Origin of the sequence: Rhizobium sp. PP-F2F-G48, assembly GCF_004342335.1 — a bacterium.
In the GTDB taxonomy this organism is placed as follows: domain Bacteria; phylum Pseudomonadota; class Alphaproteobacteria; order Rhizobiales; family Rhizobiaceae; genus Ferranicluibacter.
In genome coordinates, this window is the sequence record NZ_SLVH01000011.1 from 131,022 (window position 1) to 144,244 (window position 13,223).

7 protein-coding genes and 1 pseudogene are annotated in these 13,223 nt (G+C 63.0%); 4 read left to right on the forward strand and 4 right to left on the reverse strand.

The genetic code is table 11. The features are described from left to right. Nucleotides 1-390 precede the first annotated feature (390 nt). Complete coding sequence (locus C8J36_RS21155; protein ID WP_132537326.1) at nt 391-2,319, forward strand: methyl-accepting chemotaxis protein; 1,929 nt, start codon at nt 391-393, stop codon at nt 2,317-2,319. 400 nt (nt 2,320-2,719) lie between these two features. After that, nucleotides 2,720-4,678 carry a HAMP domain-containing methyl-accepting chemotaxis protein gene (locus C8J36_RS21160; RefSeq protein ID WP_132537327.1) on the forward strand — a complete coding sequence of 653 codons (1,959 nt, stop codon included), beginning with the start codon at nt 2,720-2,722 and terminating at the stop codon, nt 4,676-4,678. A 311-nt stretch (nt 4,679-4,989) separates the two neighbouring features. On the opposite strand, the gene C8J36_RS21165 is transcribed toward C8J36_RS21160, so the two are convergent. Beyond that, nucleotides 4,990-6,933: a methyl-accepting chemotaxis protein gene (locus tag C8J36_RS21165; RefSeq protein ID WP_132537328.1), complete on the reverse strand. Its 1,944-nt coding sequence runs from the start codon at nt 6,931-6,933 to the stop codon at nt 4,990-4,992. 359 nt (nt 6,934-7,292) lie between these two features. On the opposite strand from C8J36_RS21165, the gene C8J36_RS21170 reads away from it, so the two are divergent. Continuing rightward, on the forward strand, nt 7,293-8,366 hold the full coding sequence (locus tag C8J36_RS21170; protein ID WP_132537329.1) for a PAS domain-containing protein: 1,074 nt from the start codon (nt 7,293-7,295) through the stop codon (nt 8,364-8,366). A 56-nt stretch (nt 8,367-8,422) separates the two neighbouring features. On the opposite strand, the gene C8J36_RS21175 is transcribed toward C8J36_RS21170, so the two are convergent. The 3 genes from C8J36_RS21175 to C8J36_RS21185 all read right to left on the reverse strand — a co-directional run bounded on the left by C8J36_RS21175 (nt 8,423) and on the right by C8J36_RS21185 (nt 12,757). Next, complete coding sequence (locus tag C8J36_RS21175; protein ID WP_165915133.1) at nt 8,423-9,559, reverse strand: GGDEF domain-containing protein; 1,137 nt, start codon at nt 9,557-9,559, stop codon at nt 8,423-8,425. A gap of 332 nt (nt 9,560-9,891) precedes the next feature. Further along, nucleotides 9,892-11,703, reverse strand: coding sequence for a methyl-accepting chemotaxis protein (locus tag C8J36_RS21180; protein ID WP_132537331.1), 1,812 nt, complete (start codon nt 11,701-11,703; stop codon nt 9,892-9,894). A gap of 142 nt (nt 11,704-11,845) precedes the next feature. Then, nucleotides 11,846-12,757: an EamA family transporter gene (locus C8J36_RS21185; protein ID WP_132537332.1), complete on the reverse strand. Its 912-nt coding sequence runs from the start codon at nt 12,755-12,757 to the stop codon at nt 11,846-11,848. A gap of 195 nt (nt 12,758-12,952) precedes the next feature. On the opposite strand from C8J36_RS21185, the pseudogene C8J36_RS25735 reads away from it, so the two are divergent. Beyond that, nucleotides 12,953-13,039, forward strand: a pseudogene (locus C8J36_RS25735) (transcriptional regulator); the annotation flags it as partial. Between the last annotated feature and the right edge of the window lie 184 nt (nt 13,040-13,223).

The window sequence follows — 13,223 nt, forward strand, 5'->3', positions numbered from 1 at the left end:
TGGCGGGCCTTGGATCGACGCTGACGTGCAGGATGCCGGCCGGCGGCCGCAAAGGGCCTTTCAGCGTCTGGCAACCGACGGAGATGATCTCCGTGTCCCATTCCCAGCCTCAGGCAAAATGACTTTGCTCCCGGATATCACCCAGCGGACGGACGCGAATGACGCGTCCCCGCGAAGAGAGTCATGTCGAGATTTTGGAATGACACGTTCGACGCCAGATCGCCGGACCCGGCTCCCGGATGATGAGGATGACGCGTCTCGCTCCGACCTTGAAACCTTCTGCCGCAGAAAGCCGGCACCCCCGCCGGAGAGACCCTGAGCCTCTCTTTGTCGCATACCGCATGCAACCGTACGTAAACCGGCCTTCACCCCTATCTCCGAGGACTTTTCATGTCTTTCTTGAAAAATGCCAAAATCAGAACCAAGATCCTGTCGCTGATCGTGCCGATCTGTGCTGCGGGTATCGTGAGCGTTCTCGCCATCTCGTCAAGCTACAACAAGGCCGACGAGGACTATAACGCCTTCATCTCCAAGGATGGCGTCGCCGCGATCGAACTCTCCCGCCTGAACACCGGAATGCTGGGGGCTGTCTATGCCGCCTATCAGTCGATGGCCTACGATGCCGCCGATCCGTATCTGGCGAGCGTTACCAAGGGCTATGACGAGAACACGGAGCGGGTCAACGCACGCCTGCAGTCGATCAAGACGCTGATGCCGGAGATGGCAGCGGAAACGGCGCGTTTCGAAAGCAATGCGCGCGTCATTCTCGCGCTGACGGGTCAGGCCATGGAACTCGGCAAAGCCAACCGCAACGACGAAGCGCGCGCGATCCTGGCGAAGGCCGATCCCGTGATGAACGAATTTCGCGAGAGCGCCCGCGCCACCGTTGCGAAGATGGTGGCTCATGTGAGCGAGCAGACGGCGAAGATGACCGAGAACACGCACACCACCATCACACTCTTCCTGGTGTCGTTGTCCGCTCTGTTTGCAGCCATGATCATGGCCGCTCTCTTCGTCACCGGCCGGGGTATCACCGGCCCGATCGACAGGCTTCGCTCCCGCATGCTGTCGCTTGCCGACGGTCAGACGGAGGAAGCCGTCGCGGGTCTCGGTCGACGGGACGAGGTCGGCCAGATGGCGGATGCCGTGGCAGTGTTTCGTCAGAATGCCATCGACCGCATCCGGCTCGAAGCCGAAGCGGCTGCGAACCGGAACCTGTCGGAAGACGAGCGGCAGCGCCAGGCACAGGCGGATCTCCTGCGCTCCCGGGACATGGCGCAGGCCACCAATGGCCTGGCCGAAGGCTTGAAGCATCTGGCGTCCGGAGATCTGACCTTTCACCTCGCCGAGCCCTTTGCCACGGATTTCGAGACGCTTCGTACCGATTTCAACGGCGCCGTCAGCCAGTTGTCCGAAACCCTGCGTGCGATCACCGATGCCACTGGCGCGATCGACAATGGCAGCCGCGAGGTGAGTGCCGGCGCCGACGACCTGTCGAAGCGCACCGAGCAGCAGGCCGCAGCCCTGGAAGAAACGGCCGCCGCCCTCGACCAGATCACCGTCAATGTCAGCAACTCTTCTAAGCGCGCGGACGAGGCCCGCAAGGTCGCCGCGATCGCCAATGATAGTGCCGCGCAGTCCGGCCGCGTCGTCGCGCATGCGGTGGATGCCATGCAGAAGATCGAGGAATCCTCCAACCAGATCTCGTCCATCATCGGGGTGATCGACGAGATCGCCTTCCAGACCAACCTTCTGGCGCTGAATGCCGGCGTCGAGGCCGCGCGCGCCGGGGAAGCCGGCAAGGGCTTTGCCGTCGTCGCACAGGAGGTGCGCGAACTCGCCCAGCGCTCGGCCAAGGCCGCCAAGGACATCAAGGAACTGATCCGCAATTCCTCCGTCGAGGTGCAGAACGGCGTCCGGCTGGTCAGCGAAACCGGCGACGCGCTGAAGACCATCGAAGGCTATATCGTCACCGTCAACCAGCACATGGACTCGATCGCGACCTCCGCCCGCGAGCAGTCCGTCGGCCTTGCCGAGGTCAACACGGCCGTCAACCAGATGGACCAGGTGACCCAGCAGAACGCGGCCATGGTCGAGGAGACCAGCGCGGCCGGCGCGACGCTGGCGACCGAAAGTTCGCGCCTGCGTCAGCTCATCTCGCAGTTCCGGCTTGCCGGCGCGCTCCGCCAGACCGCATCCGTCATGACTGCCACCCCGTCCCACCAACCCATCGCCTCGCCGGCCAGAAAACTGTCGGGGAAAGTCGCCAAGGCCTTCGTCGGCAATGCCGCGGTGAAGGAAAGCTGGGAGGAGTTTTAAGACGATCACAGAGATGTGTTCGCCGGACCTGCGATCATAAAAAACACAGAAAAAAGCGCTGAAACGTTCGGGAGCGCCGCAGACGCTCCCGACGCGCTTTCCGTGCACGTCCGGCAAAATGCCGATCGATTGCGCATCTGGACGTGTATGAATTCAACGGCGTAGAGCGTTTCCGCAATCGGAGAAACGCCAGAACGATGCGGGAGGAAATGGCCGGAGCCGCACGCCTTCCGCATCGCCGAAGCTGACGCCGGTCGCTTGCATGCAAGTATCGTGTATCACGCATTTTTAACGCAACTTGTGGTCAGAATGTTCCCGGCCTCTTACCGGCCGTGGGAAGGTGCTGCGCCAGCTCACGGGCCGCTCTCTTGGCAACATTCTAACGTGAGAAATGCGTCCCATGAAACGTCCAAAACTGAGTACAGCTCTCATCGGCACGGTCATCGGGCTGTTTGCCATGACCGCGATCCTTGCGGGAACATCCATTCATTCGATGACCTCCATCGACGGCAATAACGATGCCATCGTCGATGACTGGATGCCCAGCGTCTCCCGTTCGAAAGACATCGATATCGCCTTGGGCGATCTCCGCATCGCCTATCGCGACCACGTTCTCGCGACCAGTGACGACGAGCAGAGCGCGGCCGAACAGAAGATCGCCTCTTCGCTCGACAGCGTGCAGAAGGCGATCGAAAGCTACGCGCTCCTCGTGAAAGAGCCGAGCGAAATCGCCGATCTCGCTGCCCTCAAGGGCAGTCTGGAAACATACATCACGTCCGGCACGCAACTCGTCGCCCTCTCCCGCGCCAACAAGGATGAAGACGCAAAGCTGCTGATCGCCTCGCCCGCGATGAAGGGTGCAGCGCTCGGCATAGACACCGTGATCGACAAGGTCGTGGCGACGAACGAGACTGGGGCGGCAGCCGACGGGGTCGAGAACCAGCATCTGATCGAAGACTCCATCAATCTTGCGTATATTCTCGCCGCGCTCGGCGTGATCTTCGGGGTGTGCGCCATCGCCTTCGTCATCGCCGGGATCGCCAAGCCGATCGCGCGCATTACCGGCGCGATGCGACGTCTTGCGGATGGCGACACGAAAAGCGAGGTCCCTTTCGCGGACCGGACCGACGAGATCGGCGCGATGGCGGGCGCCGTGGATATCTTCCGGCAGGCTGCCATCGCCAACAAACAGCTCGAAGCCGATGCCGAGGAGAACCGGCTGCAGGCGGAACGAGACCGCGTCCGCCTGACGGCGGAAGCGGAGGCCGCCGCCCAGCTTCGCCTCAACGCGGCGACGGCGGGGCTGGCAGCCGGCCTGAAGCAGCTTGCTGCCGGTGACCTCTCCTTCACATTGAGCGAACCCTTCGCACCCGATTTCGAAGCGCTGCGCCATGATCTGAACGGTGCGGTGGCGCAGCTGGCCGAAACGCTTCAGGCCGTCGCCCAGGCGACGGGTTCGATCGACAGCGGCAGCCAGGAAATCAGCCGCGGCGCGGACGATCTGTCGAAGCGCACGGAACAGCAGGCGGCGTCGCTCGAGGAAACCGCCGCCGCGCTCGACCAGATCACGGCCAACGTCTCGAACTCGTCCAAGCGTGCCGATGAAGCCCGCAGCGTCGCCGTGCAGGCCAATGCCAGCGCGAGCGAGTCCGGCAAGGTCGTTTCGAAAGCCGTGGAGGCCATGGGCAAGATCGAGGCCTCCTCGAACGAGGTCTCCAACATCATCGGCGTCATCGACGAGATCGCCTTCCAGACCAATCTTCTCGCGCTGAATGCCGGCGTGGAAGCCGCGCGGGCCGGGGAAGCCGGCAAGGGCTTCGCCGTCGTCGCCCAGGAAGTCCGCGAACTGGCGCAACGCTCGGCAAAGGCCGCCAAGGAGATCAAGGAACTGATCCGCAACTCATCGATCGAGGTCCAGAACGGCGTCAAGCTGGTGAGCGAGACGGGAACCGCCTTGAGAACGATCGAAGGCTACATCGTCACCGTCAACCAGCACATGGACGCCATCGCCACCTCGGCGCGCGAGCAGTCCGTCGGCCTCGGCGAGGTCAACACCGCCGTCAACCAAATGGATCAGGTGACCCAGCAGAACGCCGCCATGGTCGAGGAGACCAGTGCGGCCGGCGCGACGCTTGCCAATGAAAGCGGCAAGCTGCGCCAGCTGATCGGGCAGTTTACCCTGGGCGGCGCGCCTTCTAACGCCGCGATCCTGCGCCAGACGGCCGCCGCGATGGGTGGTTCCCCGGTCCACCGGACGGCGACCTCCCCTGTCCGCAAGGCGGCACCCCGACCGGCACCCAGGACAGCCGCGGCCTTTGTCGGAAATGCCGCCGTCAACGACAGCTGGGAGGAGTTCTGACCGCGCCGGGAGCGACCGGGCCCCGTAACGTCAGGCCCCGTCTTGACGAAGGCGCCTGACGCCGCACGAGGGTCTAGCCCGCTTAGACGCCTGAAATCTAAAGTGTCCGTTCGTCGCCAGAACCGTCGACGTCGGGACGTTTGAAGCCAAAAGAACCTGGGACGCCGCGCAGCGGGATCCCAGGTTTTTCTTTGTCATGTCGAAGACGCTTGCGGCCACCATCACGTCGATGGCTTGCCCTCCGTCGGTCGCTGCGATCGCTGCGAAAAGCAGGTCACGCGAGGTCCCGACGGAGGCAGCCGGGCCGACGTTTAAAAGTCCTGCCAGGCCCCCTTCGAGATATCGACCGCGGCATTGCCGGAGAAGGCGGAGGCGATCTTGCGGCCCAGCGCCTTCACGGGCGACCCGTGGGAGACGTCCCGGTCGTCGATCTCACGCGGTGCCGTGACGTGTGCCCGCGCGTGCGACGGGGAAAGCCTGAACTGCCCGAGCATCGCGTTCAACGAGGCGACCTCGCGGGCGAGACCATGGCTCGCCGCCGTTGTCTCCTCGACCATCGCTGCGTTCTTCTGCGTGTCCTGATCCATGAGGTTCACCGCCGTGTTGATCTGCTGGAGCCCGGAGGACTGTTCCTGGGCGCTGTCCACGATCGCGGAAACGTGCCGGTTGATCTCCTGCACCTCCGAGACGATCGTCTCCAGAGCCTTGCCGGTATCCCCGACCAGCTGGACGCCTTCATGGACCTGTTCGTTCGACGTGTGGATCAGGGCCTTGATCTCCTTTGCCGCCGTTGCCGAACGCTGCGCCAGTTCGCGCACCTCCTGTGCGACGACCGCAAAGCCCTTGCCTGCGTCTCCGGCGCGGGCCGCTTCGACGCCGGCGTTCAGCGCCAGCAGATTGGTCTGGAACGCGATCTCGTCGATCACACCGATGATGTTGGAGATCTCGCCCGCCGATTTGGCGATTTCCTCCATGGCGTGGACGGCGCGGCGCACCACATTGCCGGATTGCTCGGCTCCCGCTTTCGTGCGGCTGACGAGCGTGCCGGCCTCCTGGGCACGCCGGGTCGAATCCTTGACCACGGTCGTGATCTCCTCGAGCGCCGCCGCGGTTTCCTCGACCGCTGCCGCCTGCTGCTCCGTCCGCTTGGCGAGTTCGTCGGCGGCCGACTTGATCTCATTGGCGCCGGCATCGATGCCGCGTGCATTGTCCGAGACCTTGGTCAGCGCCGAATGCAGCATTTCGGCCGAGCCGTTGAAGTCGCCGCGAACGCTGTCGAGAGCGGCGTTGAACGGATGCTGGATGCGATAGGACACGTCGCCCTCGGCAAGTTTCGCAAGGCCGGCCGCAAGGTTCTCGACGGCAAACCGGACCTCCTCCGCCTCTCTCGTCCTTTCGAGCTCCCGCTCGATCCGCTCCTTCTCCGACAGGGTCCGGTTGGCTTCCGTCTCCTGTTCGAGGCGGATCCGGGCGATGGCATTGTCGCGGAAGACCTGCACGGCCGCGCCCATGGCGCCGATTTCGTCCTTCCGGTCGAGGCCTTCGATGCGATCCTCGGTATTGCCGGCTGCCAGTGACTTCATGCGTTCGCGCAGGATCGCGATGGGTGTCGTGATCCCCCGCGTCGAGACCAACAGAGCGAGAAGGATCGCCAGGGTGAACGTGATGCCGATCGTGAGCAGGGATGCGAGGATGGTGAAATTCGTGTCGGCTGACAGCGCATTGCTCTCGTTGCCCAGCTCATGCACATTCGCGTCGATCCATTCCTTGATGTCGGATTGCCAGGCGGATGCCAGTGGCCCGACGTCATCGAGCACGGTTCTCGCCTGATCGATCTGTCCTTCATCGTGAAGGGCGATCATACGGTCGGCCTTCGCGATGATATCGGTGAAGCGCTCGCGAAAGCCTTTGATGCCGTCGGCCAGTTCCGGGTTCTTGACAACAGCGGTATCGAAGCGCTTGATCGTGATGTCGATGTAGTTCCGATAGGCTTTCTTGAGCTCCGCTCCGCGCGGCGCGCCGGTTTCATAGGCCAGCAGCATGAAGGCATTGCCGATCGCTGCCCCGAAGCTGGAAGAAGACCTTGCGCTCCAAAGCGCGGCAGAACTCTCGTTGTCGATGAAATTCGAATAGGTCGTGTCGGTCTGCTTCAGCTGATAAGAGACGAACCCAAGGCTGGCGATACCGAGAAAACTGATCGGGATGACAAGCGCAAGGATCTTGGTGCGAATACTGGCGTTCGTGAGGAAGGACATATCGGAGCTTTCTATCGGTTAGCAAAAGACGATGGGTCCGCGACAATAAGACGCTCCCGCGAAACGCGTCGCATCCGGCTGAAACAGACCTTTATCGGAAGCGAGCCGCATCTTCTGGGAGGGAAAGCGGGCCCGACTTCCAACGATCTCTGATGCTAAGGTGTATAAATTCCTGTTTTCTAAATTAAAGATGGCAAAATTTGCCATCTGCGCGCGAAATGAGCCGAAACCTGTCAGCCCTGGGCGAACTGACGGCGCGGAATTGACCCAAAGGCTCTCATTTTATAGGGTGATGGTGCCATCGTTGGAGGAGCCGGTGTCACATGCTGATGTCGTAGGCTCTCGACGAAAGGAAACACATGCCGACCAGGCGCCTCATGCATCTCCACGGTGCAACTTCAAATGGCGAGCGTCTTGAGCGTCGCAAGTTCCAGGGCGTGTCTTCCGTCCATTTTCTGAAGCTGATCGAAGACCAGGGCGAAGTCGGCTTCTGGACGAAGGACTTTGCGACGGGTGCGACGACCTGCTCGGCCGGTATCTATCGGATGCTGAGCGCGGAGGCCGGCATGCCGATCGACCTCCTGCACATGATCCATCCCGAGGACCGCGAGCAGCATGATCTGGTCGAGGCCGGCCTGATGCACGGTCATCCGATGGATATCGATTTTCGCATCATTCGCGCCGACGGAACGATCCGGTGGATCAATCATCGCGCCGAGGTGATCTTCGACGAGCATGGCGCGTCGATGCGCGCGATCGGGGTTCTCCGGGACGTGACGGAGCGCCGGGAACTGAAACGGATCGTCGATCGAAGCTGGGCCCGGCATCAGAAACTTCTCTCCCTGATCGGCGGCGTCGAGTGGGGTCTCGATCTCAGCGGTCGTCTCCTGTTTCGGCAGGCCTGGTCGAAGTTTTCAGGGCAAAGCGTTGCCGATGCCTCGGGCCTGGGCTGGCTCGACAGGCTCCCTCCCGAAGGCCGCCTTGCGGCACAGCGTCATTGGGAGGAGGTTTTCGACCAGCAGGCGAATTTCGACCTCGAAACCTCCCTGCTCTGCGCGGACGGCACGGTGACCGAGATCCAGCTGATCGCTGCCCCCATTGCCGAGCTGGATGGAACGGTGACGGAATGGATCGGCATGGTGCGCCCGCTTTCCGCACCGGTGACCATCAGCGCGGACCGCACGACGCCGCCCCTGAACCTGACGCGCCGTCAGATCAGGGCAGCGCGGCTGCTGCTGGGATGGACCCACGAGGATCTGGCCACCGAGGCGCGGATTTCCGTCTCCTCGATCCGGCGGGTCGAGGAGGGTGAGCGCGCCATGCGATCGACGACGTATCACGCGATATCGACCGCACTGCTTGCCAACGGCATCGAATTCGGGCCGAACGACACGACATCGACGACCATCACCGTTCATCACAACGAGGCGTGAGTCATGCGTTTGCGCGCATTCGCGAGCACGAGACCTCGACGGTCACGCGGCGCGGGTCAGGCTCTTTTCGCCTCGACGGATGCGCTTGCTCCCGGCTGCGGCCAGACCTGGTTGCGGCCGTTTGCCTTGGCTGCATAAAGCGCCGCGTCCGCCGCTATGATCAGCTCCGCAACCTCGCAGCTTTCCACCGTCGCGGAGGCCACGCCGAAGCTTGCGGAAACCACGGCATCCGGCCCGAGCGCCGGGTGCGGGACAGCCTCGTCCAGAATCGCGCAGCGGATCGCCTCGGCGATGCAGCGCGCACTGACAAGATCGGTATTCGGCAGGAACAGCAGGATCTCCTCGCCTCCGAAGCGGACGGCGAGCCCATCCGTGCCGGCGAGCCCGGCGACGACCCGCCCCGCGATCCGCTTCAGGCAGAGATCGCCCGCCGAATGGCCGTAGCTGTCGTTGAAGATCTTGAACCGATCGACGTCGAGCAGAATGATCGCGACCGGCTTGCGTGCCGCCGTCTTGTTCGCCCAGTGCCGGCCGGTCGCCTGTTCGAAGGAGCGCCGGTTCGCCAGGCCCGTCAGCGGGTCCGTCAAGGCCTGGATGTTCAGCGCCGCGTTCAGATATTTGATGCGCTGGTCGAGCAGGAAAGACTGGCGGACGGATTTCTCCGCGGCATAGGCGGTGAGGATCGAGACGACCGCGCCGCTGATGTAGAAGAGGATGCTGACCGGCTTGCTCTCCGCCGGAAAGATGTCCGTTACCTGCAGCACGGCGAGATAGCCGATGAACTGAAGGGCAACGATGACGGCGACGAACTGGGTGCGCGGCCGACCGACGACGCAGCCGCAGACCATCAGCAGGATGTTGCCGAAGACGTAATGCGGCCGGTAATCCCCCTCCGACAGCATGAGGCCCGTGGACAGGCCGACCACCATCGTCGCCGGGATCAGGCTGACCAGGAGATCGTAATACGGGCTCTTCCGCCAGATGCCCCAGAGCAGGACCAGACAGACCGGCGTGACGAACAACAGGCGGATGACGACATAAGTTTGGAAATAGGCCCCCGTCAGGACATAGTCGCTGATAATGAAGAGGTCGTAGAGAAAAAGGCCGATCAGCCAGCCGATGAACACGAGCTTGTACTGCTGCTCGACGTTCTGACGCCTGAACAGCACCTCCGCCTCGGCTGGGAACGCCAACGGCCAAGTCCGGATAACGTGGTTATCGAGACTTTCTAATGAAGCGTTCTCTCGCATGGGACTTTTCATCAGCCAAACATTTCACCAGGTCACTCTAACATATACACCTTAAGGTATTCTAAGCGCAAACCTTTGAACGGCAGGAGCTGGACCGCACCGCGCCGGGCTTTTCGCATATCCGGGAGGCCTCAATGCCGAACGGCAGACAGCATCCGTCGCTCGGCATACGGCCCGGAATACAGCTTAAGCGCGCATCTGGAAAAGCGACGGCGCCTTCGCGCCATCGCCTGATGCTGCCCCGCTCCCGCCGCGAGGACGGGCCGGCCTGTGCCTCACGCCGCAAAGCGCGTTCGCTGCTGCTGCTCCTTGTCGAGCCGGAAGTTCTGCAGCAGGGTCTTCAGGGCGAGGCTTTCCTGCACGAGCGTCTGGCTCGCGGCCGTCGTTTCCTCGACCATGGCCGCATTCTGCTGCGTCATCTGGTCCATGCTGTTGACGGCGGTGTTCACCTCCTGAAGCCCGGTCGCCTGCTCGCGCGCGGCCGTGGCGATAGCGGCCACGCGGTCGTTGACCTTGTTCACCAGCGTCTCGATCTCCCCCAGCGCCCGGCCCGTCGAGCGGACCAGCGACACGCCGGCCTCCACCTCGTTGGCGGAACTGTGGATCAGGCTCTTGATTTCCTTGGCAGCCTTTGCCGAGCGCTGGGCAAGTTCGCGCACTTCCTGCGCAACGACGGCAAAGCCGCGTCCCGCCTCTCCGGCCCGTGCGGCCTCGACGCCGGCATTCAGAGCCAGAAGGTTCGTCTGGAACGCGATCTCGTCGATGACACCGATGATCTGGCCGATCTGGGTCGAGGATGCCTCGATCCGCTCCATCGCGGTCACCGCGTCGCGGACGATGTCGCCGGATTTCACGGCGCTCGTCTTGGTGGCGTTGACCATGTCGCGCGCCTCGACAGCGCCGTCGGAGGCGTTGCGGACGGTCGAGGTGATCTCGTCGAGGGCTGCGGCCGTTTCTTCGAGCGCCGCGGCCTGCTGTTCGGTCCGTCGCGAGAGATTGTTGGCCGCATCGCAGATCTGGTCGGCATTCTCGTGCACGATGTTGGTGGAGAGGGCGATCGAGCGGATCACGCCGCCGAGCGCGGCCACCGCCTGATTGAAGTCGTCCTGAAGTTTCGCATATTCCGGTGCGATATCAACGATCTCCTTCGTCAGGTCGCCGCGGGCCAGCGCCTCGAGCGCAACGCCAAGCGTTGCCATCGCCTCCGTCTGCATATCGGTTCGCGCGCGATCCCGCGCACCTGCGACATCCCGCTCGCGATCGAGCTGCTCCTGCTGCGCCGATTCGCGGATGCGCGCGGCAACGCTGTTGGCCACGCTGTCGCGCAGGACATCGAGCACCACCGCCATCTCGCCGATTTCATCCTTGCGGTCCATCTCCGGCACGGGCTCCGAGACGTTTTCCTCGGAGATCGCCTGCATCGACGCCTTCAGGCGCTCGACCGGGCCGACCACGCTGCGCACGACGCTGAACGCGAGCGCCAGGATCAGAAGCGCGGATACGCCGGTCGTCGCGGCGACCTTGATCAAGCCCTGCTGGAAAAGGGCTGCGAGATCGTCGGCATAGACGCCGGTGCCCACCACCCAGCCCCAGGGCGCAAAGCCTGCAACATGCGAATACTTCAGAACGGGTTCGTCCACGCCGGGCTTCGGCCAGTAGTAATCGACATAGCCCTGCCCTTGCGCCTTCACGACATTGACGAATTCGACAAACAGATGCTTGCCGTTCGGGTCCGTATTGCCCGAGAGGTCCTTGCCGTTCAGCTCCGGCTTGATCGGATGCATGATCATGCGCGGGGCCATATCGTTGATCCAGAGATAGCCCGTCCCCTGATAACGCATGGCCTTGACGGCATCGATCGAAGCGGCCTGCGCCGCTTCCCGCGTCATCGTCCCGCTGGTCTCGAGCTTGTTGTAATAGGCGAAGATCGCGACTGCGTTCTCGTCCATCGCCGCAAGCATCGCTTTTCTCTCGGCGATCAGCGCATCATGCGACTGGAACAGCGAAAAGGTCATGGCTCCCGCCATCAGGACGACGGCTGCAAAAACCAGTGCATAGAGTCGCGTCGACATTCTCAAATACTTCACGTGCCGTCCCCCAAAGTCATTTTGACGAGAGGATGACAGCGTATGATTGAGAAATCGTGAGTTCTTTGTGAGCGCTCACCCGAACGTTACCAAAACCGTACCGTTACTTCTTCCGGACCTCGCAGCAACAGAGCTCCTTGGGTCAACTCTTTCTTTTCCTGAAGAAAAAATGTGCAGGCAGCGTCATGGCGATAACGCTTGCCACCACGAAAACGAGGCCGAGCACTGCGTTCGGGCTCGGCGTTTCCCCGAGAAAGAGTACGCCGATGCCGACACCGATGGGCACGCGAAGGTAAGCTTGTGCCGTGGTGCCAACCGAGCCCAGCCTTTGCAGCAGCGTGAAATAGAGCACGAAGGCAAGCGCCGTCGAGAAGACGGACAAGACGAGGAGGGCTGTAATCGAGGACATGGCGGGCGCAAGCGTCCATGGCTGATCGACCAGCAGGCTGACGGGCAGCAGGATCGCGCCGCCCCAGATCAGCGAGCCCGCGGCCGGCATCATCGGGTCGAGATCGCGAAAGGTCCGGCCGAAGGTCACGGCACCGCCATAGGCGACCGCGGCAAGGATGATGGCGAGCTGCGCGACGACGCCGCTGCCGAAGCCGCCGAGAACCGAGGGGCCGACCACGAGGCAGATGCCGACGATGCCCAAGGCGACGCCGAACAGTTTCGCTCCGGTCACGGCTTCATGACGGGTGATGAGCGCGTTGATCAGAAAGGCAAAGACCGGCGTCAGCGAATTCAGAATGACCGCGAGGCCCGCATCGACATGCTGCTCCGCCCAGGCAATCAGCGTGAAGGGCAGGACGGAATTGAGAGCCGCCTGGATGATGAAGCGACAGGTATTGCGCCGATCCGTCGGCAGCCTCAGCCCGCGCAGACGAAGAACGACCAGCAGCAGGCTGCCGGCAATGATCGTGCGCGCGGCAATCAGCGTGATCGGCGGGATCGTGGCAACGCCGATCTTGATGAGGCTATAGGAGCCTCCCCAGAGCGTTGCGAGTGCCAGCAGCATCAGGAGGCTGACGGCAAGGCGGGGCGGCTGTTCGGTCATGCGGGGTCCGGATCGTTGCTATCGATGAAGCGCACCCTTACAGCTTTTTCGCCGCAGACGCTTCGGCCCTCGCCGAAGCTTTCGGGCCTGACAGGCAGACCTCGACGGGGTAGTCTTCGCCGCATGATCGACCTTCCCACCGGCAACATGATCGCGCAGTCCGCCCATCTCATGGGCGACCCCACCCGCGCCAGCATGCTCGCCGCCCTCCTCGGCGGCGAAGCCTTGACGGCGGGCGAACTCGCCTCGCAGGCCGGTATCACGCCGCAGACGGCAAGCGGCCATCTGGCAAAGCTTCTCGACGGCCGCCTGATTGCCGCGGAGCGACAGGGGCGTCACCGCTATTTCCGGCTCGGCTCTCCTGCCGTCGCGCAGGCCATGGAGGCAATGATGGCGCTCTCGCCTGTCGCGCCTGCCTCTCCGGCCAAGCGCCATGGCCCCCGCGACGAGGCGATGCGGCAGGCAA